Here is a 23,729-nt window from a genome sequence, read left to right on the forward strand (position 1 = left end):
TAGCTTCTCCCTTTTCTTATTAGATGTTAAAAATCGTAGTTGTCCATGTTTTCTGTTGTAAAGACGGTACGTTCTGGAAGGAGAACAACACCACTGTCTTCACTATCTTTATAGTTAGCATCAAGAACAGAGTTATTTTGTACTTCTACTTTTCCGATACCTGGGACATCGATGCTATCTCCAACTTTAACAGTGTTACCTGAAGCGAGATAGTTGGCAATATAAACTGCAAGAGCTCCTTGAACTTTAACATCCCAAAGTCCCCATTCTTCAATAATGCCGTCAGTTGCATATTTCTTAATAGAGTTAGGTGTTGAGAAGCCTGTTACCGTAATATCTTCTTTTGTTTTACCTGCATTTTGAACTGCTTGTAATTGACCTGGCAAGGCTGTGGAGTCATTACAGATAATCAAATCGATGTCTTCATGCGCAGATAAGATGGATTGCCCTACGTTTAAAGCTGTTTGAGCATCTTGATTGCTGTAATAGTTTGAAGGGTTTACATTTTCCCAATTTGGGTAGTTTTTCTTAATAAACTCCTCACCTACTTTTTGCCAAGAGTTTTGGTCCTGTACGGTAGAAGATGAGTAATGCCATGCGTATTTGATGGTGTCTTTCGATGGATCTTTACCACGTTTTGTAAGGGCATCGACACTCATGTCAACCAACATTTCCCCAAGTTGTTCTGGTGTTCCTTGAGCAACCATAATCGAACGAGCATCTGGTGATACATCTGAATCCCAAGTCACAATCTTCAACCCAGCCTCTTGTGCTTTTTTAAGAGCATTGTCCAAACCAGTTGGGTCTACAGATGAGATGGCAATCGCAGATGCGCCAGTCTGTACAGCATTGTTGATAATGGTTACTTGGTTGGCAACAGAAGCTGTCGCATTTCCATTGTATTCTACGGTAAAGCCTTCTTTTTTAGCCATTTCTTGCGCGCCTACATTTCCAGATTCAAAGAATGAATTTCCAGTTACTTTTGGCACAAAAACAACGGTATTATTGCTGCCTCCACTTGACGTGGTTGAAGAGCCTTCTTTCTTAGAAGTTCCACAAGCAACTAATCCTAAAGCAAGTGTCGCAACAAGAGTACTCGTAACTATTTTTTTAAAGTTCATAATATTTTCTCCTTTACTATAAATGCTCCTGTGACAATTTTCTACCATAAGTGCTATGACTGCTACGAACTATTCATCATCAACTTCCTTTCTTTATTTTTTTAGTCATTTTTTTGAACACATTGTCATTAATCATAAAGTTTATGATAAGAGAAATAATCAGAAGAATGCCTACAGGAATATCCTGATACTGGGCATTGATCCCCACAAGGGTTAATCCAAACTTCATAAAACCAATAATCAAAGCCGCTAACGCTGTTCCTAGAACATTTCCTTTGCCTCCATAGATTGATGTTCCTCCCAAAACAACTGCTGTGATAATCGGTAGCGTCAAATCTGCCCCGAAATCCACCTTAGCCGTTCCTAAATAGGAAGTCAATAGAATACCTGCAACAGACGCTGCGATTCCTGATAAAACATAAGTACTGAGAATCAATCGTGTGGTGGCAATTCCTGAATATTCAGCAGTATTACGATTAACACCGACTAAAAATATTTTTCGTCCATATTTTGACTTATGCAAAAGAACATAGGCACCGATAGTCATCAAGATAAAAATCAAAACTTGGTTCGGCAAACCAAACATATCTCCATTAGCAATTGCCTGAAATTCCGCGGGAAAATTCGTTATCCCTTGATATGAGACAACCCCTGTCAAAGATGGTACCACAAGCGCTAATCCTGAATAAAGGAAAGAACCCCCTAAAGTAATCACCATTGGTTGTACCTTTGTATAAGCGATTAAGGCCCCACTAAGGAAACCGCATAGCGCCCCAACCAACAGCCCCATGACTAGTGCTATCCAAATGTTCATGCCCATTTTTTGCCAAAACACACCGACACAAATCGAGGTCAACCCAATAATAGAACCTGCCTGAATATCCATCCCACCTGTAATAATCACATAGGTAATGAAGAGAGATACAATGCAAACGGGAATAAAGTTGTTAATCGAACTGAGCAGAACAACTGGGTTGAGAAATCGAGGATTTAACCCTCCAAAGATAACAAATTCAGCCAGCAACAGCACCAGTAAAAAATACTCCCAACGCCATTTGAAAGGTAATCCCCTTTTAGAATGTGACATTTTTTCCTGTATCGTTTTCACCATCTTACGAACCTCCTTGCTCTACCCTAGCACGAAGTCTTGCCTTACGCATTTTTTCAGAAGACCTCTGATTTGATAGTGCACCTATGACCACAATAGCAATCAATATACCACCTGTAATGGTATTGTTGAAGGTTGATGGAAAATTAAGGAAGACCAAGATACTACTAATAGAGGTCATTAAGATAGAGCCGATAATTGCTCCAAAAGTAGACCCCTGTCCGCCCTCAAGAGCAATCCCTCCAATAACACAAGCTGCAATAGCAGTCATTTCATAGCCAGTGCCATCAATAGGAGTCACAAAACCAATACGACTCGCGTACAGAACACCCCCTAGAGCTGCAAACACACCACAAATGATATAGCTAATGAATTTAATTTTACCAACAGAAATACCGATTAAACGAGCACCGTCAATATTGTCTCCCACAGCTTTAAAACTTTTTCCTAGCATGGTTGTTTTTGTAAAAAGATAGAGTAAAAAAGTGATTAAAACCGTTACAATAAAAGTTACACTGACCGTATCTCCTAGCTTCATCTGAGAAAGGCCTAAAAATTCATTCGGAAAGTTTTGAAGCCACTGTCCATTCGTATAGATATACTGACTTCCTCGAATAATTCCCATCATTCCTAAAGTCATGATAATCGACGGAATTTTAAAGAATACTACACCAATGGCATTGATTAAACCGATAAGGGTTCCAATAAGCCCTGCAATTAAAAACACAAGCGGTATTGGCATGCCACTATTTACTAGTGTTCCCGTCACTGCTGCTACAAAACCGACTGTTGCCCCTATCGACACATCAATCTCTCCTGTAAAGAGTACAAAACACATTCCCAATGCTACTAGTCCGTAAATAGAACTGTTATTGATAATTTGGAAAATATTGCTAGTCTCTAAAAATTTAGGATTTAACAAACCAACAATGACAAATAACCCAATAATTAAAGATAAGGAAATCATTTCCCGTTGTTTTAAAATCGTTTTCATCCCATTTGACCCTCCTTAACAACACCAAAGGACGAACTCATCAAATTTTCTTGGGTGATATCTTTTCCAATGTATTCAGCGTTCAAACGACCGTGATACATCGTTATGGCGCGATCAGATAACTGAACAACTTCTTCCATATCGGATGAGATCATCAAAATAGCAAGACCTCGTTCTTTCAGCTCATGAATAATCTTATACACATCTCCACGAGCTCCAGCATCAATCCCTCTGGTTGGTTCATCTAGAATCAGTAATTTCGGCATTGAAGCTATCGCTTTAGCAATCACAATTTTTTGTTGATTCCCTCCCGAAAGGCTTCCAATTTCATCATCCACGCTCATACTTTTAATGTTAAAAGACTTCTTAAAGTAATCATAAATCTCAGTTTCTCGCGTTTTATTGATAAAATAGTGCCCGACAGCCTGAAGAGACGACGCGGTTATATTCATTCCCAAATCACTAATCCGGAAAATTCCATTCTTAAAGCGATCTTCAGGAACATAATTTAACCCTAGTTGAATCACTTCACTGGTTGATTTTCCAGTAATATCAATCTCTCCAAGGTAAACCTTACCTCCTAATACCTCATCTTTACCAAATATCGTTTCTGCTAGCTCTGTTCTTCCAGCTCCTACAACACCTGCTAAACCAAGTATCTCTCCTGCATGAACTTCAAAAGAGACATCTTTGAAGCCATTGCCACTAAACTGTTCAACTTTAAGAGCAACAGGAGCCTTTAAAAATTCCTTGGATGCTTCCTCACTTTTACCGCTGTGACTCAATTCTGCACCATCAGGTAATAAGGCCCTAATCAACATGTCATTGGTAAATTCACTTGTCGGACCTGACAAACTAATCTTCCCATCGCGCATGATAATAATGTCTGTACCAATCTCAAAGACTTCAGATAAGCGGTGAGTAATGTAGATAATACCAACCCCATCTGCCTTGAGCCTTTCAATCAATACAAAGAGAGATTGAATCTCATTAAAGGTTAACGAACTCGTCGGCTCATCCATAATGAGAATTTTCACTTCACGAATTAAGCCCTTTAGGATTTCAACCAACTGCTGTTCCGCAATCGTTAAGGTATCAGCTTTACGGTCTAGTCCGATATTCCACTGAAGTTCTGACAAGATACTCTTCAACTTGGTGCGCTGTTCATTTTTATTACCAGGAAGACCCAATAAAATATTTTCTAGAACAGTCATGTTTTTAAAGAGCATCGGTTCTTGTGGAACAAGGTAAATACCATTAGCAAGTGCTTGAGCAGGTGTAATAGATTTTAAGCAGTTTCCATGGACAACCATTTCGCCATCATCTGCCTTGTAGATTCCCATGATGATTTTCATCAAGGTACTCTTTCCTGCTCCATTACCTCCAATAATGGCAGTAACTTCACCTTCTCTGAGTGTCATGTTAATCCCTTTTAACACATGGTTCTCATTGAAAGATTTGTAGATATCTCTACACTCAAATAATATTTTTGCATCCATAGCTTCACCTCTGATACAAATGTTATCGATTAAAACTTATGTTAACATCTTGAATTTTACATCTTTTTGTAAGCGCTGTCAACACTTTTGATTGAATTTTTTTGACTTGTTAAAATTAGTCTCTTTACCAAATAAAAAAAGACAAACTTCATTAGAAATTTGTCTTAGACTGAAAAAACGTCCTTTTGATGCTTTTTTTAAGTCGTATGAGGCGGTAGCAACTTCCTTAGGAAGCCCATACCTCATTTTTGATCCTGAGGTCTCAAAAATATCGAGTACTGTAACGACGGGGACCTCCACCACTTTTACCGATCGAAAAGTAGTTGTTAGGGCTCGCTTTCGCTCGCAAAATGGGTCATCACATCTTAAGCTAGCAGAGCTTTTTAGTTTGTTTGAGTGAAAAATGAGGTCTGTCAACAATCTTCATCCGACCTATCCGAAATCAATCAAACTCTCCCTTGTCCGTCATATGCTCTGCTATGATTGACCAAGTAGGAGATTGTTTCCAATCCTTATCTTGAACGATTTCGGAGGCCACACGTCTTGCTTCTTCCAAGATAGGGTAATCTTCAACAATATCTGCTGTTTTAAATTCAGGAATTCCTGATTGCCTTGTTCCAAAAATTTCCCCTGAACCACGCATTTTTAGGTCCTCTTCCGCTAAAACAAAACCATCCGTGGTATCACACATGGCTTGCATGCGTTTTTTTCCGACTTCATTTTTAGGATTAGAGACTAAGATGCAGTAGGACTGCTTATCGCCACGCCCGACTCGCCCCCGCAACTGATGAAGCTGACTAAGGCCAAAGCGATCAGCATCCATAATGATCATGACCGTAGCATTTGGCACATTGACACCAACCTCAATAACCGTCGTAGACACCAAAATCTGAGAGTTATTGGCCTTAAAATCTTGCATGACCTGCTCTTTTTCATCAGCCTTCATACGGCCATGCATGAGAGCAACTCTAGCTGATTGCCCAAAAAAGTCTGTTAATTCTTGATGGAGAGCCACAGCATTTTTTAAGTCCATCGCCTCAGACTCTTCAATCAGCGGAGAGATAACATAGACTTGAGCTTCCCTTTCCAATTCACCTTGCAACCACTTAAGAACCGTATCTAGTTGTTGATGTTTGACCCAGCGTGTAATGATAGGCTTTCGACCAGCTGGCATTTCATCAATGATAGAAACATCCATTTCCCCAAAAGCAGTGATAGCTAATGTTCTTGGAATAGGGGTTGCTGTCATCATGAGGACATCCGGATTATTCCCTTTTTCACGAAAAACACGGCGTTGATTGACACCAAAGCGATGCTGTTCATCCGTGATAACTAGTCCTAGATTATGATAAGTCACCCCATCTTGAATCAACGAATGAGTACCTACAATCATATCGACAGAACCATCAGCAATTGCTGATAAGGCAATTTTTTTGTCAGCTGCCTTCATGCTAGAGGTTAGCAGAGCGATGTTGAGTTCAGGGAAAAGGCTCGTCAAACTTTCAAAATGTTGCTCCGCCAAAATTTCTGTCGGTACCATAAGAGCCGACTGGAGTCCAGCTGTATGAGCTGCATACATAGCAAGACTGGCAATAACAGTCTTCCCTGACCCAACATCTCCCTGCAAGAGACGATTCATGTGAGCCCCCGAGCTCATATCTGCAAGGATTTCTGATAGGCTACGCTCTTGAGCTTTTGTCAAGGGAAACGGCAGATGAGCCATCTTAGCCCTAAGCTTTTCTTCGTCGTAATCAATGACAATACCATTTGTCTCAGATTTATGCTCTGCTTTCAACACTTGCAACTGCATTTGAAAATAAAAAAGTTCTTCAAATTTGACACGCCTCAAAGCCTGCCTATACTCTTCCAAATTTTTCGGGAAATGCATCGCACGCACCGCATCGTGTCGAGCTAGTAGGCGGTAGCGTTCCAATAAAACTTCTGGTAAATTCTCAGGGACGTGTAAAAGGGCTCCACTATCAAAAGCAGCCTTTATCGCTTTTACCAATGCCGCTTGCGAAATCCCTTGCGCCACATGATAGACCGGTTGCATATCATCTTCAACCTGAGCCAAGATTTTCATACCCGTGATTGCAGACTTGGCAGCCTCCCATTTACCAAAAATAGCCACTTCTGCTCCCATGTCAATCTTATCCACTAGGTAGGGTTGATTGAAGAAATTCACCGCAATAACTACCTCTCCCTGCTTTATTTTAAAGGATAAGCGATTACGTTTATAACCGTAGTATTGGACATTGGCAGGCGTCACAACCATTCCTGTAACAACAGCTTTTTCTCCATCTTGAAGCTCAAAAACGGATTTACTCTTGAAGTCTTCATATCGAAAAGGGTAATAAAGTAGCAGGTCCTCGATTGAAAACAGACCTAATTTCTCAAATTTCTCAGCTGATTTTGGACCAAAACCTTTGAGGCTTGCAATAGAATCGTGTAAGTTCATAATGTCATTATAGCAAAAAGCAGAGCTAAAATCAGCTCTGCTTAGAGTGTAGACACACTTTATTTTCCACTTAAGCAAACTGAAAAGCTCTGCTAGCTTAAGATGTGATTGCAGTTTTTGCGAGCACCATCAAATACTTTTCAACCCGAGAAAAGTGACGAAGACAGCCGTCATTACACCACTCGAAATTTTTGAGTCCTAGGCTCAAAAAAGAAGTAGGGACGGAAAAACTACCGTCCCTACTTCTTCAGAAAAGTATTACAAAGAACTTTTTCTTATTTAACTTCCATATCAGATTCTTTTGGGAGGTAGCTGCCCCCTAAGAATTTCTGAGATAAGGTTTCAAGCGTTCCATCTGCGTAGAGCTCTGCAATACGTTTGTTCACAAAGGTTTGAAGCTCATCTTCACCGTCTGCAAAGATAAAGTAAACATATGGATTAGCATCCACACCTAAATCTGCCGTATCAAACTCAATCAATTCAATATTTTGCAAGTCTTGATCCTGGATGATTTGTTTGACAGATTGTGTTTCAAAAATTTTATAGTCAAAACGCCCACTATCCACACTCGTCAACATTTGAGTGATATCCTCATCAGTGTAGTTGATTTCAGTTGCTTTATCTGGGTTCGCTTCGTTAAAGCTATTTAGCATAGAAGCTGTCGATGTTCCCTGAACCACTTGTGTTTTCTTACCAGCAATATCAGCAATTTTTGAAATCTTACTGTCTTTATTGACTGCCAAAATCAATGGATTGCTAGCTGTTGGTAAAGAATAGAGATATTTTTCCGCACGCTCAGCGCTATAAGAAAAATTATTCCCAGCCATTTGGAATTTCCCTGCGTCTAGCCCAGTAAAAATTGATGACCATGCAATCTTTTGAAACTCGATTTCATATTTGTCAGAACCTTCAAAAACAGCCTTTGCCACTTCGACGTCATAGCCAGTCAAGTCACCATCTGCATCATAGGAGAAGGGTTTTGTGGTGCCGACTGTCGCCATAACCACTTTCTCTTTACTAGATTCTGCTGTCTCTGTTGATGTTTTCTCAGCATTTGAACCACACGCCACCAAGACGGCTGATGAAAGCAAGGCTAGAAAAGCAACTGTTATCTTTTTCATATTAGTCCTCCATTTTGTTAGTAATACCATCATACCATTTCCAAACACACTTGACTAATAATAAAAACCTATCATTTTGATAGGTTGATGCTATCGTCAGTGATAAAATAAAAAACCAGTCCTGAGACTAGTTTCATTTGCGGAGAGTGGGACTTGAACCCACACGACCTAAAGCGGTCACAGGATCCTTAGTCCTGCGCGTCTGCCAATTCCGCCATCCCCGCTTGGCAACATAATCAATTATATCAGAAAGTTACCAAGCATGTCAATACTTTTTTCAATATTTTTCAGATTTTTCATTCTTCAGCTAAAGGATCATATGAGGCCTACTCCAAAATAGTTGCCCCCAAAACCGCTTTAAAGTGATTCAAAGCGAATTGATGTGCTTCTTCCGTTAAGGAAGCAATTGCAGAGCTGACGACTTCAATCTCGTAGCCTAGATTATAAGCATCAATAGCCGTATGTAGAACACAAATATCAGACAGAACACCCGTCAGAACGACGGTGCTTACCTTTCGCTCACGTAGCCTGATATCTAAATCAGTCCCTGAAAAGGCAGAGTAGTGACGCTTATCCATCCAGAATACCTTTGAATCTGTTTGATAATTTGCATAAAAGTCCGCCAAAGGACCATAAAGATGGCGTCCTTGCGTGCCTAAAATATTATGTGGTGGAAACAGCTTACTCTCAGGGTGGAAGTTATCATCTTCCTTATGTCCATCGATGGCAAAAAAGATATAATCTCCCCTATCGTAAGCCTCTTGAGTAACTGCTGCTATGCGCTCTGATATGGCTTGGGCTGGTTTTCCAGCGGTTAATTTGCCATCATCAGCGACAAAGTCATAGGTATAATCAATCGAAATAAGTGCTTTTTTTGTCATAGCTCTCCTTTAATAAAAAATCCTACCTGAGGCAGGATTTTGTGTTATTGGTATTCTTTCAACTTATCAAAAATACCTTCGTTAATCACTTTGAGATAAGTTCCTTTCATGCCTAGCGAACGACTTTCGATAATCCCTGCAGACTCTAGCTTCCGAAGGGCATTGACAATCACCGAGCGAGTAATGCCGATACGATCGGCAATTACAGAAGCTGTCAGACGACCTTCATTGCCATCAAGCTCTGATAAAATCGCTGCAACCGCACGCATTTCAGAATAAGAAAGGGTGCTAATCGCCATGTTAATAGCGGTTTGCTTACGAATAACTTCTTCCAAGTTTTCCGTTTGAAGATTCAAGAGCTGTATCCCAACTACTGTTGCTGCCATCTCAACCAAGACCAAATCATCTTCCTCAAAAGCCTTGTCATTACGCCAAATGACAAATGATCCTAGGCGCATACCACCTCCATAAATCGGAGCTAAAGTGGTCAATCCATTGGGATAAATATCTTGAGATTCAACAGGGAAAATGGTTAAAGGATTGTCAACAGGAATGTTGGCTTCGGTATCGTAAACTCGGCTCACCGAACGCACATACTCATCTGGAAAAACATGGCTATCAAAAAACTCTTCTGTGCGATTGTTATTCGTTTTGTACTTGATAGAATACCCCAAAAGGTGGCCACCACCGTTAATGATACAAGCATTACAGTCAATGATATCAGCTAATTGTGCAGACATCGCATTATAAGGCAACTCTCCATCTAAGCTATCTACAGAGCGTTGCAAAATAGCGGTAATTTTACGCGTTTTTTCTAGTAAGTTTGCCATTTTCTTATTTCCTTTTTTTAGTCGCCAATATTATAACAGAAAAATGATGATTTGACAACAATTTTCAGAAAATTTTGCCTGTTATAAACAATTTTACCCATAAAAGTTTTTAAGCCCCTCGTTTTGCTTTCGAAAAAAGCAATCACCCCCTAGTTTCTGGCCAAAAAAGATCATCCAGCCTCTTGTCCACAACCTTACAAGTGGCAATATAAAGGTTGATGGTGGGGTTGTAATCCCTTTTTTCAATAGCGTTTATGGTCTGACGAGACACACCAACCAAGTCAGCTAGCGCTTGCTGGGATAAATCCTTGCCTGCACTTCCAACCAAAGCCATCCAAAACATAAAATCTACCGACACTATCCCATACCAAAAGCGTCCAAAAACAACCTGTAACCATAAAATTAACACGGCAAAGGCAAGCCCAAAGATATAACTTCATTGCAAACTGACGCTGCGCTCATCAATAACAATAGGTATTTTTCATCTGATGAGCCTCTTTCTTTTTCTGAGATTATTTCAGTATGTACACGACTTTTTATCAACTATATTTTACACATTTATTTTTTTGGTAAAAGAAAAAACCAAGAGTCTCGAGCACTCTTGGTTCTTGTCATATAGCTTTCTCATTAAGCAGAAAGCACTTTACGTCCTTTACGACGACGAGCTGCAAGCACGCGGCGTCCGTTTTTAGTAGACATACGGTGACGGAATCCGTGTTTACGTTGACGACGGATTTTACTTGGTTGATAAGTACGTTTCACAGTGAATACCTCCTCATAGATTTTCGTATTCGTTTAGCCGGCTATTGTGATATCAGTTACTAAACATACCATATTATTTTATAAAAAATAACACATCCTGTCAAGGATTATTTCTGATTGAATACACTTGGCTTCGATAGGACTTTATTTTTCTAAGCATTCAATTAGCAAGCCATCGGGCAATCTTAACCAACACCCCTCTTTATCCAACTGTTCAACGCCATATTTCGTAATTTTTGATAGAATGTCTTTCTCATCCGAGATCGACAGCGCGAGATGGTCTAACCGCCCAGTTCCACCCAAATCTCCGATAACTTCATTAATTTGAATGCCTTCTTTAAACCAGCATTTTCGTCGACCTTTATCACCTATAGATTTCACTTCATTCATCAAAAAAAGTGTTCGACAAAGATCCACATACCAATCATAGTGAGTAGTTGCAATAGCAACATGATTTAAACTGACAAACATTTCGCACCTCATGTACTTTCTCTTTCAACAAGCATAGAATTATAAACTAGATGCTTTGCCACTCTTGGATATGACGATTTGCTTTTTAAAGACTCTATCAACATCTGAGCCGCTTTAACACCAATTTCTACAGCTGGTATCTCCATAGCAGTCATCGAAGTCTCTAACATCGCACCAATCTCTTGTCCAGTCAAACTAATTAGCCTCACATCCTTCGGAACCCTCTTCCCTCTCTCTTTCAAGGCTCTCAAAGCTCCTATCCCTTGCATATCCACCGCCGCAATGATAGCATCTAACTCTGGATTCTTTTCCAACAACTCTAGAGTACAGGAATAACCATAAGTCATCGTATTGAATGCCCCTTCTTGCTCAGTTATCGTTTCTAGCAACCCTCTTGATCGGATTTCTTTTTTATATCCCTCATAACGCTCCCTATAAGGTGCTAGTCGCAACTCACCGTTGATTAAACCTATGTGACGACAGCCTTTATTCACAAAATACCTTACCGCTTCACGCGCACTACTACGATAATCAACTGTCACACTACTAATCTCTGCAATTTGTTTACGCATAATCTGCATCACAGGCAAGCCGCTGGCTTGAATATCACAGATAAGCTTTTTATTCTGTCCTGTAGCGGCAATAATAATACCATCTACAAAGCCATTACGTAATCGATTTAAGTACTCTTTTTCGAACAATTCCGAATCTTCGGTATGACAAATGAGTGTCGCAAACCCTTCTTTGGTTGCCATCTCCTCAATGCCTTTAATAATCTCTGCAAATGCTGTCAAATGCAAGTGGGGCACTAACACCCCAATGGTATTCCTTTTCCCTTGTCGTAAACCTTTCGCTAAAATATTCGGCTGGTAACTAAGCTCTTTAACAGCCTCTAGAATTCTAGCTTTTGTCTCAGGGTGAACGTAAGAAGAATTGTTTAATGCTCTAGATACCGTACTAACGTCCACACAGGCTAATTTAGCAACATCTTTTAAAGTAGCCATAAACGCCCCTTTCTACAATCGATTGTTTTTCTTGATTATATCTCTTCTAAAAATAAAAGGCAATATTTTTTAGAAAAAATACTAATATATCAACTTTTCCGCAATTTATTGCAGAAAAGAAAAAATATGTTGACAGCGCTTTCTTTGGGAGGTATACTCATTTCGTAAACAAACGTTTGTATAAAATATTAATCTAAAGGAGTCTGTTTTATGGCTAAAGCAAAAAATTTTAAAACCATCTTTCCTGCTGTATCTGTTCCACTAAACGATGATTATAGCATAAATGAACCCGAATTCCGTGCCTATCTTCGGTGGATAAAGACATTTTATGGCAAAGGAATGGACGGCCTAGTCTGTAACGGTCACACAGGGGAAATCACTGGTCTAACGCGCGCAGAACGCAAACGCGTCGTTGAGATTTGTGCCGAAGAGTGTGGGGATGTGATGACTATCGTGTCTGGTGTCAATTGCGAAAATACCACCGAATCCATCGAAATGGCTAAAGAAGCTAAAGAAGCTGGAGCTGATGCTATCCTTCTGATGCCACCTCACATGTGGCTACGCTTTGGCATGCACGCTGATGCCCCATTTGAATATGTCAAAGATGTTGCCGAAGGGGCTGATATCGATATTGTCATTCACCTCTATCCTGCAACAAGTAAAGCATTTTATCCTGTTGAAACCCTCATCAAAATGTGTAAAGAAATCGATCACGTCAAATCTATCAAGATGGGGACTCGTATTACTTCTATCTACGAACACGATGTGCGCCTATTGCGCCAGGAATGCCCTGATATTTCGCTCATCACTTGCCATGATGAAACACTCTGTGTTAGCTGGTTCCCTGGCATGGATGGCGCCTTAATTGGATTTGCAGGATGTGTCCCTGAAATCATTTGCCCTGCTCGCGAAGTATTCGCTAATCCTGAACAACACACCTTAAAGGAAGCTCAAGACTGGTCTGACCGTATCTACCATATCTCTCAAGCAATCTACGGTGGCGGACAACCTTCCGGAGAAGCGCATGCTCGCTTGAAGGAAGCTCTTGTTCAACGTGGTATTTTCAGCTCTGGTCTCATGAGAAAACCAGTTTTACCTTTAAATCAAGAGGAAAAAGATTGGATAAAACTTGGTCTTGAAAGAAGCAACCTTCCTGAAGTAGACATGTCTCAGTTTGCTCAATAAAGTCTAAAATATGAGGTAATCTTATGCCTAAAGACACACAACTGGACCACAATTCAGTCAAGAAACTAACTTTCCGTGAAATTTTAAAACGCATCGGCCCAGGACTAATCTTAACAGGTGTGGTCATCGGTCCAGGAAATATTACCACCTCTGCTATGTTAGGCGCTAACTACGGATATCAACTTCTTTGGCTAGTTATTCCTATCATTTTCATGGGGACCACTTTTATGCTGACCTCCTACCGTATTTCGATGCTCACCGGTCGGCCAATTCTCCATGCTATTCGGTACTATTATGGTTCTGTAGTAGCAGCCTTCGTTGGTATAGCTCTCTTTCTTTCCTGCCTCTTTTTTACACTGGGAAATATTACCGGTACCGGAGCCGGAATGAGCTTAATTTTCGGCATTGATTGGAAATTAGGGGCACTTATCATGTTGGCGATTCTTCTGTATTGCTACTTCAGTAAGGGCGTTTACTCAAAAGTCGAAAAAGGAATTCTTATTTGCATTCTAGGTATGATCCTTGCTTTCTACGCTACTTTAGTCGCATCAGGTGGCCCTAACTTAGGTGAAATGACTAAGGGATTCGTCACATGGAAACTACCTACTGGTAGCTTAACCACTGCTCTAGCCTATATCTCCACCAACGCAGCTGTTACAGCTGGTATCTATGGCACCTATCTGGGCTGTGAAAAAAAATGGAAAAAAGAAGATTTATTTAATGGTGCCATGTTTTGGGATGCAATCGCTCATGTCGTAACAGTTGTTCTCATTTCGGGAGCAATTATTCTCGTCGGCGCTATCGTACTCCACCCTCAACATATCGCCATTAAAGCACCTGCCCAATTAGCTGATTTATTAGTGCCATTTTTAGGACAAACCGCTAAATATGTTATGGGAATCGCTCTGTTGGGCGCGGGATTTTCTTCCTTATTAGGGAATACTCAACGTGGTATGGTACTATTAAACGCTGGATTAAACAAAGATGTTTCTTTGGAATCAAAATTAATCCGTTGGGGATGTTTAGCTTGTTTAGCATTTGCCTGTATTATCTGTTTCACCTATAACGGTTCTCCAACACAATTAATTTTTTTAGCTAATGTTGCCACTGCTATCGCAACTCCTACAGCCGGCCTATTTGTCACCTTGATGATTTGGCGTAAGGACTGCACCAAGATGTCAAAGCCCCTTTGCTACTGCAAATAGCCATGACTATTAGCTATTGCTTTGTTCTTGTTATGACTTTTTCAGCTTTATCAAAGCTCTTCGGTCAATAATAATCCAAAAATCCTCCCATTAAGGAGGATTTTTCTTGTCAGCCTTAGTCAAAAGAGACAACTTGCCCATTTTCTGTCACTGAATAGGTTAGACCTGCTAGGTCTAAGTGTGCTTCTGCGATGACGCTACGGTCAGCATTATAACGGCGGATAATAATGGTTGTGTCACTCGGTGTGTCAACCTCGATACCACCATCAAGATCAAAAGCTGCGCTCTTATTACGATAAGTGAAGAGATTGAGAAGTGCCTTAACGACTGGACGTTCCACTTCTTGGGCAATTTCCTCCTCCGTGTAATAATGACGGTTAATATTGCGCCCTTCTTTGGTATTTTCAAGTAATTCCAAATCATTCTTGCCAGCCAAGAAACCAACGTAGTAAACCTGCGGGATACCTGGTGCAAAAGCTTGAATCAGACGCGCCAAGAAATACTTCTTGTCGTTATCACCAAGAGCCGAATAATAAGTAGAGTTTATCTGGTAAATATCTAAATTGTTGTATTCTGCAGATGAATATTTACGTTTAACATTAGCCCCCACTTTATAGAGCTCATTTGATGCAAAATCAATCTCCTCATCAGTCAGGATATCTTTCACATCAACAACACCAATGCCATCATGTGTATCAAGTGTCGTGAACTGCTTCATCGGACTCATCGTCAACCATTTGGCCAATTGATTGGTATGGGTCGAGTAAAGCGCATGAAGGGTTACCATCGGAAGGGCAAAATCATAGACGTAGTAATCATGTTCGGCAATCTTAAACTGGATGGTGTAATGCTCATGAATTTCTGGCAAAAGCTCCGCTCCGTATTCCGCAGCCATATCACGTACCTTGTCAAGCAAATCCCAAATTTCTGGCTCTACAAAGAAATCATTGGTGTCTAACTTCTTGATCGCATAAGCAAAAGCATCTAAACGAATAAGATCACAACCATTTGATGCCAAGTGCTCAATAGTGCGACGAATAAAGTTCATTGTGACTTCTTTCGTCACATCAAGGTCAATTTGCTCTTCACCAAAAGTATTCCAAAGGTGTTCTGTAGTCCCATCTGCAAATGTAATCTCTTGCTTAGGGGCACGATCTTTGCGCTTATAAATCAAATCCACATCAGCTTGGGTTGGTCGATTTTCAGGCCAAAATTTATCCCAATTCAAGAACAAGTCCTTGTACTCACTGGCTTCATGCTTTTCTTGATAATCTTTATAGTACTTAGACTGACGAGAAATATGGTTAATCATAAAATCAAACATGAGGTAGTATTTTTCACCCAATCGTTTGATATCGTCCCAATCTCCAAACGCAGGATCAACATCTTCATAATCCACTGGGGCAAAGCCTCGATCGCCAGTTGACGGGAAAAATGGCAGAAGGTGTACACCGCCTACAGCCTCACCAAAATAGCGTTCTAAAATCAGGTCAAGCTCTTTTAAGTTTTTACCCATACTATCTGAGTAAGTAATTAACATGGTTTTATTTTGAATGCCCATTGTAAGTCCTCTATGTCTTTTATTGATAGCTTATTTAACCGCTCCACTTGTCATACCAGAAATGATATTTTTCTGGAAGATTAAGTAGACGATTAGTATCGGGATGATACCGACAACGTAGGAAGCAAAGCTTGGTCCGTAGTCACTAAAATACATGCCTTGGTAGTTATATTGGAAAAGAGGCATTGTCCACATGCTTTGATCTCGATTCAAGACTAACAGAGGCAAAAGGAAGTCATTCCACACCCAGAGAGCATTGATGATTAAGACGGTTGCATGCATAGGTTTCATCAACGGGAAGATGATTTTCCAATACATGGTAAATTTTCCAGCCCCATCAATTTCTGCAGCCTCATCCATGCCACGCGGCACAATCGTTTTGATATAACCAACATAGAGAAAGAGTGTCTGAGGCACAGCATAGGCAAGGTATAAGATAATCAACCCTACTGTATTGCTTAGGCCCAAATTAGACATCAGCTTAGTCATTGGAATCATGATAACTTGGAAGGGCACAAAAATCCCCAAAATCAATAAGATATACATGATCGCAAAAGATTTCCGACTGTCCATATGGCGTGCAATAGCAAAGGCAGCCATAGGGATGGCAGCAATGATTAAGGCGACGCTGACCACCGTGATAAGCGCCGAATTGGTAAAGTACTGAACGACACCATCTTCAAAGAGACGCGTGTAATTGTCTAGGGTGAATTCTTCTGGTAAACCGAAGAAATTTCCTGTGATTTCACGAGTCGGCTTAAAGGAGCTGATGATGGTCATCACTAAAGGAACCAACATCAAAAGAATGCCTGAAAAGAGAATGAGGTAAACCCACCAGTTTCGTTGTTTATGTTGCATCTTAATCACCTCACACTTCAAATTTTCGAGAGACAGAAATCTGGATAATCGACATGATAGCGATAATGACAAACAAGATAACTGCCAAAGCGTTAGCATAAGAGAACTTGTTGTCTGTAAAGGCGTAGTTATACACGAGAAGTCCTAGGGATTCTGTTTTCCCATCTGGACCACCGCTGGTCAGTGAGAAAATCAAATCAAATGCTGTCAATCCTGATTTTAAAGCCATGATAAAGACCATTGAAATTGATGGCAATAAGTAAGGCAACTCAATATTAAAGAATCTTTGACTCTTATTTGCCCCATCAATTTCTGCAGCTTCCACAATTTCAGACGGAATACTCTGAAGTCCCGCAAGGAAAATGATAATCGGCATAGCCAACCCTTGCCAGAGAGCTACAAAAATAACAGCTGGAATAACAGTCTTTTCTTGCACCAAGAGGTTTTCCTTTAGCCATTCAATACCAAGCACTTCACCAATTTGTGGCAATCCATAGTTGAAAATCTGCGTAAAAATCAATCCTAAAGTGACTGTTGATAGCACTGCTGGGAAGAAATACCAGGTCCTAAAGAAACCCAGTGCTTTGATTTTACGATTAAGAAGATTGGCCATAAAAATGCCGATCACAATTTCCCCGACCACTAAGCCGATAGTGAATAGAATCGTAAAGAAAATACTGGTATAAAAATGCTTGTCCTGCAAAACATCAACGTAATTTTGAAGACCAATGATACGGTAGCTAGAGGTTAAGCCATTCCAGTCAGTCAAACTGTAAAATATCCCGTTAAATAATGGGTAAAAGAAGAAGACCAACTGTAACACTAGCGGTACAAGAACAAAGATATAAGGCCAATATTTGGCAATAAAACCTTTATTTTTTGACATAAAAGACTCCTTTAATGCGTTATTAATTTCATTATATCATTTTCTGAAAATTCCATGAAATCAATAATGATTTCTACCGCCTCTGATAACCAAGAGACGATCCTAGCTAAGAAATAAAAGACTAGAGCAACCAGTAACGCTGTATGCCCTAGTCTCTTTTCTTATCTATTTTTTCATTGGGTCAAAGAAGGCATTCAAATCAGTTGCCAATTCTTTTGCATCTGGATTTTTAACCGTTTCAACTGTGATGTTCCAGAACTCGTCTTCTGATTCCCATTCAGATTGCAACCATACAACGTGTTGAGGGGTGAAGGCAAATTGAGTTACCCCTTCAATTTCAGTAAATTTACCTTCTGTATCCACACCGTTAACAGATGTTGGAGAACCGTCTACATCATAATATTTTTGGAATACTTTTGGACTAGAGAGGTAAGCCAAGAATTTTTTAGCCTCTTCTGGGTGTTTTGTGCTTTTCGCAATTGAAAGAGCCATATCTGCTGCACCGATGGTGTACTCTTTACCTGCTTCATCACTTGGGAAGGCAAACATGCCGTACTCGAAGTCTGGTTTTTGCTGGTTAATCACTGCAGCTGCCCAAGTTCCTTGAGGCATCATCAACGCATCTCCAGAGGCAAATGCTGCAACTGCGTCAGCATATTTAGCGCCCGCAAATCCTTTTTGACCATTGTCTGTCAATAAGCTCAAACGCGCAGTGACGTCTTCAGTTGTCTTAGCAGAACCATCGATAGCACCTTTTCCACTACGAATAAGAAGATCTTCTGCGCCATCAAAGCCACCAGCTACTGTTACCCATGCCAACTGGTGGTAACCATTCAATGACCATGAATCATTAAGAGAAAGGGCAAATGGTGCAGCTGAGTCTTTTTCTTTGATGGTCTTCACAAGTGCTTCAAATTCTGCATAAGTTGTTGGCACCTTCAAACCAAGCTCTTCAAATTTTGTTTTGTTATAGTAAATACCGTAAGCATTGGCATTGAGCGGTAGCGAGTACAGTTTACCATCTACGGCATAAGTCTCCGCAGCGCCGTCCTTCAAGTTTGATAGCCCAGCATCTGCATCAATTTCAAGGAAACGTCCATCTGCTGCATAACCTTTGAAATCCGCATTTTGTGGATAGATGTTAATAATATCTGGTGCTTCATTGTTTGCCATACGTGTTTTGAGAACGGTTCCTGAATCTGGTACACTGACAAAATCAATATCAATATTTGGATTCTCTTTTTCAAAATCAGCAACAATTTCTTTCAAAGTTGCTTGCATTTCAGGTTTTTGAGAAAAGAACTCCAATTTCACGGCATCACTACTTTGACCACCATTGCCACAAGCAACTAGGAAAGAAGCAAAGCTACATACCGCTGCACATTTTAAAACTGTTTTGAATTTCATAAGTAATCTCCTAAATTTTATTGAAAATATATTGTACACTAAAGTAATCTTTTTGAACATAAGGCATCACTAAGCCAATATTCATTAACTCATCGCCACCAAAGGTCGCATCAAGTTTATCACAGTAATACGTGGCTTTTTCATCCAAACCTTTTAACTTGACTGTGATAAAGGGAGCTTCTGGTTGCGATAATACCTTCACATAGGTAAAGACTGCCTGACTCTTATCAGCATTGACATAGGTGTAGGCCTTCGTATTATCTGTTTTCTTCACTCGATAAAGATTTCCAAACTGAATCGTCTCACGAATGGCTTTATAGGTTGAGACCTGCTGAGAAATCGCTGCGATATCTTCTTCCGGAAGTTTTGTCAAATCCAATTCGTAACCCAAGTTCCCCAACATGGCAACATTTCCTCGCGTCTCAAGAGGAGTTATTCGACCTGTCTGATGGTTAGGAACCGCCGAGACGTGTGAACCCATACTGATTGTCGGAAACATGAGACTTGTCCCTTCTTGAATCGATAGGCGGCCAATTGCATCGGTGTTATCACTCGCCCACGCCTGAGGCATGTAATAAAGCAAGCCTAAATCATTGCGCCCACCGCCTCCTGAGCAAGACTCAAAAAGCACATTTGGAAAAGCTTGAACTAGCGTCTCCAAAACTCGGTAAAGACCAAGCATGTAACGATGATAAAATTCATGACGCTCATGATTCGCTAGACCTTCAGGAATATTGGTGATATTCCGATTCATGTCCCACTTCACATAAGTGATATTGGCTGATTTTAAAATCGTTGAAACACTGTCAATAATGTAGTCTTGAACAGCCTTCTGCGACAAATCTAGCACCAATTGCTCACGGCTGTAAGTATGTCCGTAACCTGTCGTCTGAATAGTCCATTCAGGATGCATTCGGTAGAGGTCACTATCTTCTGAAACCATTTCTGGTTCAAACCACAAGCCAAATTGCATTCCTAAATCATTGACCGTTTTAGCGAGACCTTCAAGGCCATTTGGTAACTTATCGCGATTGACCACCCAATCTCCTAAGGAGCAAGTATCTGAATCACGCTTGCCAAACCAACCGTCATCAAGCACTAAAAGCTCAATACCTGCCTTGGCAGAAACGGTTGCCAGCTCTGCTATTTTTTCCTCAGTAAAGTCAAAATAAGTTGCTTCCCAGTTGTTGATGAGGATTGGCCTTGCTTTATTTGCCCATGGCCCTCTGACCAGATGTTTCTGCAAGAAGCGATGACTCTGATGCGTCATCTCCGTCAAGCCCTTAGCAGTATAGGTCACTAGAGCCTCCGGCGTTTGAAAACTTCTCCCTGCTTCTAAGACCCAGTTAAACTTCTCATCATTGATACCTATTCCTAGACGCGTCGTATGAATCGCTGTCGTTTCTGCAAAAGCTGTAAAGTTACCACTGTAAATCAGCTGTGTTGCATAAATCTCTCCTGCATCTTCTGTCACATCAGGGCTTGCTAATGCCATAAATGGTGTCCGCGAATGACTCGATGCTCCACGGATGCTTCCGATGCTATACTTGCCTTGCGTCAGAGGTGTCCGTGTCCATTCTTTCTCATAACCATAACGTCCCGTTAAGGTATGCACTTCAAAATCTTTATGAGGAAAGTCTAGAGTAACACTCAACGCTTTTTCCAAGTGCACTGTGTGCTTTCCAGCGTGAATTTCTGCCGAACGAGCCAGGTAATTGGCTTCTTCAAAGACACTATAAGATAAAGTAACCGTCACATCCGTCACAGCATCATAGAGATCAATCTCTAAAGTGTCAACATCTTCTTCGTCTCCAAAGGTTGCCGGAAGACCAACCAAGGCTTTTTTCCCTTTGAAGATGCGGTGGTCACGATACTTCAAGTCAGCTAGCGTTCCAAAAGGACTTCTTACCTCAAGAGCAGAGGTCCTAAAATCACCCAAACCATTACTACTGTATTCCAGAGCTAAAGTATCTAGGGAAAATGTACGGTCCTTACTGGTCGGATTTGGTGAAAAAGCTCTATCTTGATACGTGATCGCATGGTCAACACTAAAACCTTCAACACACTTTCCAAAATAACGGTGCACAAGCAAGCCATTATCAAGGATCTGCATGATATAGGAAAATTGGCTACTCTTCAAATGGAAAATACGATTCGTTTCTTGAACAATAATCACTGCCATCTCCTTTTCTTTTATGTTTATAGTTTATAAAATGAATGCGATTTCATAAATAGAATTTTGTCACCTGTATATGGTAAAATGTTAAGTAAGGAGAAACATATGATCTTTTCTGAATTCCACAACGATACTTTTGATTTGACGATTGATTTCTATGGTTTTGAGCAGTGTGCCCCTAAATACGGTTTTGGACCAGCAATCCGAGAAAACTTTGTCCTACATTACATCGAAAAAGGACAAGGATTCTTTTGCTACAAAGGAAAGACGATCACACTCAAGGCTGGCGACCTTTTTTTACTGAAACCTAATGAGTTAACCTATTACGAGGCAGATAAGGATGACCCTTGGGCCTACTACTGGTTAGGCATCAGTGGCAGTAAATCCTTAGATTATTTCCGTCTATCCAGCCTCTACCAAGATGGTTATCTCAAATCCTCACCATCTGTGAAAACAGATACTATCGGAAAACTCGCCAAAGATATCATCGAGAAAAACGAGAAACTTGATTCTTCGCCTGCAAGCATCCTACACCTTTTAGGGGGAATCTATGAACTCCTCTCCCAGTTCGCGATGATTTCTCCCGAAAATAAAAAACGTAATCTCCAAAGCAGTGAAAAACTTTGCTCTGATTGTCGCCGTATTATCGAGACAACCTATACATCTCCAAAACTCTCTATCCATCATATTGCTGACAAGCTATCCGTCAGTCGCAATTACCTCAGCTCAAAATTCAGCGAAAGATACCAAATTTCCCCAAAAGAATACCTCCAAAAAATTCGCATGAACCGCGCCAAATACCTCTTGGAAAACAGCGAAGAACCAATCAAAGTCATTGCTTATTCCGTGGGATTTTCAGATCCTCTTTATTTTTCCAAAGCCTTCAAACACTATTTCAATACCGCTCCTAGTGACATTAGAAAAATGCCGGACACGTCAAAAAGCGTTCAAAAAATTTGAACGCTTCTATCCCAAATTCTCATAGGCAAGTCATCTCTTTTGCATGCCTATTTTAGCCTTAAATTCCTAGAATGTGATGATTTCCTTTCTAGGAATTTTTAATGCACCGACAAAGAAAACAGGTGATGGAATACCTAATATAGACGTCTTAAACCTAATCACCCAAACCTTTTTAACCTTATGTCACATTAGCATATGCAAAAATGATTTGATAAGACTTTTCCTCACCCTGCCGCATCACAATGTCATCAAAGTGCTCATGATGCACGGCATCTGGAAGGTGTTGGGGCTCAATAGCCACCCCTTCCTGTGCTCTCCCTTCTAATCCCTTATCCCTAGCAAAATACACACCATCCTCAAGACTATTCATTGTATAAATCACAACCCCCTGCCGATCTGAATAGACACTCAGTTGATCTCCACTATCTTCATCTCTTAAGACAAGAACAGGCGCATCTGCTGTCTTATCAACTACAAAAGCATCGTCAAAGCCACCACTCTTGGTAATAGCTGCTCCAAGATTCTGCCCTTTTCTGAAGTCATAAGCAGTCTCCTGAACCTTGATAAAGTCCCCTGACGGAATCAAATCCGCATCCGTTTCTAAATAACTGTTAGCCTCAATCTGCAAAGTATGACTATGTAAATCCTGATAGCAACTAAGGTTAAAATAAGGGTGAATGGTCGGATTAAATAAAGTACTTGCTGTGGCATCACTCCCTTTGAAAATCAGACTGAGGCGATTGTCATCATCCAGCATAACTTCTAAACTAACCTCTAAATCACCAGGAAAACCATCCCACTCTGATCTTATCCGTTGAGAAAAGACAACCTTGGTAAAATCTGAGCCTTCCTCTAATCGATAAGACCAGTTTAGGGTGTGAAAACCTCCTGGACCACCATGTAAACAGTGTCCATTATTATTCATTGGCAACTGCACAAGCTGGCCATCAATAACTGCCTGCCCTTTTGCAATACGACCAGCTACACGGCCAATAACTTGGCTAGCATACAGAGTATTTTTAAAATAATCACTCGGCTGTTCAAATCCCAACAAAAGATTTTTTTCCCCTGAGTCTGTTGGTACTAAAAATTCTTGCCAGGTAGCACCTAAGGTTAAAAAACTAGCTATAATCCCGTTTTTATTTTTTAGGCGGATCTGGACAACTTCTTTGCCATCGATGTTTTCCAAAATCTTAGTCTCAATACCCATTTCTTCGCTCCTTGTCTTTTTATTCTTATTTT

At 40.4% G+C, this 23,729-nt stretch carries 21 protein-coding genes and 1 tRNA gene; 3 read left to right on the top strand and 19 right to left on the bottom strand.

Features of this window, described 5'->3' with window-relative positions; genetic code table 11:
* Window positions 1-26: 26 nt before the first annotated feature.
* From G575_RS0107285 to G575_RS0107345, 13 genes are all read right to left on the bottom strand, one after another.
* Complete coding sequence (locus G575_RS0107285; RefSeq protein ID WP_037622845.1) at window positions 27-1,121, bottom strand: substrate-binding domain-containing protein; 1,095 nt, start codon at window positions 1,119-1,121, stop codon at window positions 27-29.
* A gap of 79 nt (window positions 1,122-1,200) precedes the next feature.
* Entirely contained in the window at window positions 1,201-2,232 is a 1,032-nt protein-coding gene (locus G575_RS0107290; RefSeq protein ID WP_245562390.1) for an ABC transporter permease, read from the bottom strand.
* A 1-nt stretch (window position 2,233) separates the two neighbouring features.
* Window positions 2,234-3,223 (bottom strand): ABC transporter permease, encoded by a 990-nt coding sequence (locus G575_RS0107295; RefSeq protein ID WP_027972159.1) that lies wholly within the window; start codon window positions 3,221-3,223, stop codon window positions 2,234-2,236.
* On the bottom strand, window positions 3,220-4,722 hold the full coding sequence (locus G575_RS0107300) for a sugar ABC transporter ATP-binding protein (protein ID WP_027972160.1): 1,503 nt from the start codon (window positions 4,720-4,722) through the stop codon (window positions 3,220-3,222). Before G575_RS0107300 ends, G575_RS0107295 begins: the two co-directional genes overlap by 4 nt.
* Before the next feature lie 442 nt (window positions 4,723-5,164).
* Window positions 5,165-7,180, bottom strand: a complete 2,016-nt coding sequence (gene recG, locus G575_RS0107305; protein ID WP_027972161.1) for an ATP-dependent DNA helicase RecG — start codon at window positions 7,178-7,180, stop codon at window positions 5,165-5,167.
* Window positions 7,181-7,455: 275 nt separating this feature from the next.
* The gene (locus G575_RS0107310) at window positions 7,456-8,301 is read right to left on the bottom strand and encodes a transporter substrate-binding domain-containing protein (protein WP_027972162.1); all 846 of its coding nucleotides are present in this window, start codon (window positions 8,299-8,301) and stop codon (window positions 7,456-7,458) included.
* Window positions 8,302-8,439: 138 nt separating this feature from the next.
* A tRNA-Leu gene (locus G575_RS0107315) sits at window positions 8,440-8,525 on the bottom strand.
* Between the two features lie 102 nt (window positions 8,526-8,627).
* Window positions 8,628-9,182 carry a cysteine hydrolase family protein gene (locus tag G575_RS0107320; protein ID WP_027972163.1) on the bottom strand — a complete coding sequence of 185 codons (555 nt, stop codon included), beginning with the start codon at window positions 9,180-9,182 and terminating at the stop codon, window positions 8,628-8,630.
* A 44-nt stretch (window positions 9,183-9,226) separates the two neighbouring features.
* Window positions 9,227-10,012 (bottom strand): GTP-sensing pleiotropic transcriptional regulator CodY, encoded by a 786-nt coding sequence (codY, locus tag G575_RS0107325; RefSeq protein WP_027972164.1) that lies wholly within the window; start codon window positions 10,010-10,012, stop codon window positions 9,227-9,229.
* Between the two features lie 142 nt (window positions 10,013-10,154).
* Window positions 10,155-10,355, bottom strand: a complete 201-nt coding sequence (locus tag G575_RS0107330) for a helix-turn-helix transcriptional regulator (RefSeq protein ID WP_027972165.1) — start codon at window positions 10,353-10,355, stop codon at window positions 10,155-10,157.
* Between the two features lie 284 nt (window positions 10,356-10,639).
* On the bottom strand, window positions 10,640-10,774 hold the full coding sequence (gene rpmH / locus G575_RS0107335; RefSeq protein ID WP_002885866.1) for a 50S ribosomal protein L34: 135 nt from the start codon (window positions 10,772-10,774) through the stop codon (window positions 10,640-10,642).
* Window positions 10,775-10,918: 144 nt separating this feature from the next.
* Window positions 10,919-11,245, bottom strand: coding sequence for a VOC family protein (locus G575_RS11665; protein ID WP_156874733.1), 327 nt, complete (start codon window positions 11,243-11,245; stop codon window positions 10,919-10,921).
* 8 nt (window positions 11,246-11,253) lie between these two features.
* A complete protein-coding gene (locus G575_RS0107345) occupies window positions 11,254-12,249 on the bottom strand; it encodes a LacI family DNA-binding transcriptional regulator (protein ID WP_027972166.1) in 996 nt (331 codons plus the stop codon).
* A 210-nt stretch (window positions 12,250-12,459) separates the two neighbouring features.
* On the opposite strand from G575_RS0107345, the gene G575_RS0107350 reads away from it, so the two are divergent.
* Together G575_RS0107350 and G575_RS11305 are read left to right on the top strand one after the other, a co-directional pair.
* A complete protein-coding gene (locus tag G575_RS0107350; protein ID WP_027972167.1) occupies window positions 12,460-13,434 on the top strand; it encodes a dihydrodipicolinate synthase family protein in 975 nt (324 codons plus the stop codon).
* A 23-nt stretch (window positions 13,435-13,457) separates the two neighbouring features.
* Window positions 13,458-14,639 carry an Nramp family divalent metal transporter gene (locus G575_RS11305; protein WP_211218386.1) on the top strand — a complete coding sequence of 394 codons (1,182 nt, stop codon included), beginning with the start codon at window positions 13,458-13,460 and terminating at the stop codon, window positions 14,637-14,639.
* A 115-nt stretch (window positions 14,640-14,754) separates the two neighbouring features.
* On the opposite strand, the gene gtfA is transcribed toward G575_RS11305, so the two are convergent.
* From gtfA to G575_RS0107380, 5 genes are all read right to left on the bottom strand, one after another.
* Entirely contained in the window at window positions 14,755-16,200 is a 1,446-nt protein-coding gene (gene gtfA / locus G575_RS0107360; protein ID WP_027972168.1) for a sucrose phosphorylase, read from the bottom strand.
* A 30-nt stretch (window positions 16,201-16,230) separates the two neighbouring features.
* Window positions 16,231-17,058 (bottom strand): carbohydrate ABC transporter permease, encoded by an 828-nt coding sequence (locus tag G575_RS0107365; protein ID WP_027972169.1) that lies wholly within the window; start codon window positions 17,056-17,058, stop codon window positions 16,231-16,233.
* A gap of 10 nt (window positions 17,059-17,068) precedes the next feature.
* Window positions 17,069-17,944 carry a carbohydrate ABC transporter permease gene (locus G575_RS0107370; protein ID WP_027972170.1) on the bottom strand — a complete coding sequence of 292 codons (876 nt, stop codon included), beginning with the start codon at window positions 17,942-17,944 and terminating at the stop codon, window positions 17,069-17,071.
* Between the two features lie 165 nt (window positions 17,945-18,109).
* Window positions 18,110-19,351, bottom strand: coding sequence for an extracellular solute-binding protein (locus tag G575_RS0107375; protein WP_027972171.1), 1,242 nt, complete (start codon window positions 19,349-19,351; stop codon window positions 18,110-18,112).
* Between the two features lie 10 nt (window positions 19,352-19,361).
* Complete coding sequence (locus G575_RS0107380; RefSeq protein ID WP_027972172.1) at window positions 19,362-21,533, bottom strand: alpha-galactosidase; 2,172 nt, start codon at window positions 21,531-21,533, stop codon at window positions 19,362-19,364.
* A 99-nt stretch (window positions 21,534-21,632) separates the two neighbouring features.
* On the opposite strand from G575_RS0107380, the gene G575_RS0107385 reads away from it, so the two are divergent.
* Window positions 21,633-22,487: an AraC family transcriptional regulator gene (locus G575_RS0107385; RefSeq protein ID WP_051176991.1), complete on the top strand. Its 855-nt coding sequence runs from the start codon at window positions 21,633-21,635 to the stop codon at window positions 22,485-22,487.
* 178 nt (window positions 22,488-22,665) lie between these two features.
* On the opposite strand, the gene G575_RS0107390 is transcribed toward G575_RS0107385, so the two are convergent.
* A complete protein-coding gene (locus G575_RS0107390) occupies window positions 22,666-23,697 on the bottom strand; it encodes an aldose epimerase family protein (protein WP_027972174.1) in 1,032 nt (343 codons plus the stop codon).
* Between the last annotated feature and the right edge of the window lie 32 nt (window positions 23,698-23,729).

This window comes from Streptococcus plurextorum DSM 22810, from assembly GCF_000423745.1.
GTDB lineage: Bacteria > Bacillota > Bacilli > Lactobacillales > Streptococcaceae > Streptococcus > Streptococcus plurextorum.

What these genes read in the sequence shown, in the direction of transcription:
- G575_RS0107285 (WP_037622845.1), bottom strand. Translation starts at nt 1,121, where the DNA reads ATGAACTTTAAAAAAATAGTTACGAGTACTCTTGTTGCGACACTTGCT.
- G575_RS0107290 (WP_245562390.1), bottom strand. Translation starts at nt 2,232, where the DNA reads ATGGTGAAAACGATACAGGAAAAAATGTCACATTCTAAAAGGGGATTA.
- G575_RS0107295 (WP_027972159.1), bottom strand. Translation starts at nt 3,223, where the DNA reads ATGAAAACGATTTTAAAACAACGGGAAATGATTTCCTTATCTTTAATT.
- G575_RS0107300 (WP_027972160.1), bottom strand. Translation starts at nt 4,722, where the DNA reads ATGGATGCAAAAATATTATTTGAGTGTAGAGATATCTACAAATCTTTC.
- recG (WP_027972161.1), bottom strand. Translation starts at nt 7,180, where the DNA reads ATGAACTTACACGATTCTATTGCAAGCCTCAAAGGTTTTGGTCCAAAA.
- G575_RS0107310 (WP_027972162.1), bottom strand. Translation starts at nt 8,301, where the DNA reads ATGAAAAAGATAACAGTTGCTTTTCTAGCCTTGCTTTCATCAGCCGTC.
- G575_RS0107320 (WP_027972163.1), bottom strand. Translation starts at nt 9,182, where the DNA reads ATGACAAAAAAAGCACTTATTTCGATTGATTATACCTATGACTTTGTC.
- codY (WP_027972164.1), bottom strand. Translation starts at nt 10,012, where the DNA reads ATGGCAAACTTACTAGAAAAAACGCGTAAAATTACCGCTATTTTGCAA.
- G575_RS0107330 (WP_027972165.1), bottom strand. Translation starts at nt 10,355, where the DNA reads ATGTTTTGGATGGCTTTGGTTGGAAGTGCAGGCAAGGATTTATCCCAG.
- G575_RS11665 (WP_156874733.1), bottom strand. Translation starts at nt 11,245, where the DNA reads ATGTTTGTCAGTTTAAATCATGTTGCTATTGCAACTACTCACTATGAT.
- G575_RS0107345 (WP_027972166.1), bottom strand. Translation starts at nt 12,249, where the DNA reads ATGGCTACTTTAAAAGATGTTGCTAAATTAGCCTGTGTGGACGTTAGT.
- G575_RS0107350 (WP_027972167.1), top strand. Translation starts at nt 12,460, where the DNA reads ATGGCTAAAGCAAAAAATTTTAAAACCATCTTTCCTGCTGTATCTGTT.
- G575_RS11305 (WP_211218386.1), top strand. Translation starts at nt 13,458, where the DNA reads ATGCCTAAAGACACACAACTGGACCACAATTCAGTCAAGAAACTAACT.
- gtfA (WP_027972168.1), bottom strand. Translation starts at nt 16,200, where the DNA reads ATGGGCATTCAAAATAAAACCATGTTAATTACTTACTCAGATAGTATG.
- G575_RS0107365 (WP_027972169.1), bottom strand. Translation starts at nt 17,058, where the DNA reads ATGCAACATAAACAACGAAACTGGTGGGTTTACCTCATTCTCTTTTCA.
- G575_RS0107370 (WP_027972170.1), bottom strand. Translation starts at nt 17,944, where the DNA reads ATGTCAAAAAATAAAGGTTTTATTGCCAAATATTGGCCTTATATCTTT.
- G575_RS0107375 (WP_027972171.1), bottom strand. Translation starts at nt 19,351, where the DNA reads ATGAAATTCAAAACAGTTTTAAAATGTGCAGCGGTATGTAGCTTTGCT.
- G575_RS0107380 (WP_027972172.1), bottom strand. Translation starts at nt 21,533, where the DNA reads ATGGCAGTGATTATTGTTCAAGAAACGAATCGTATTTTCCATTTGAAG.
- G575_RS0107385 (WP_051176991.1), top strand. Translation starts at nt 21,633, where the DNA reads ATGATCTTTTCTGAATTCCACAACGATACTTTTGATTTGACGATTGAT.
- G575_RS0107390 (WP_027972174.1), bottom strand. Translation starts at nt 23,697, where the DNA reads ATGGGTATTGAGACTAAGATTTTGGAAAACATCGATGGCAAAGAAGTT.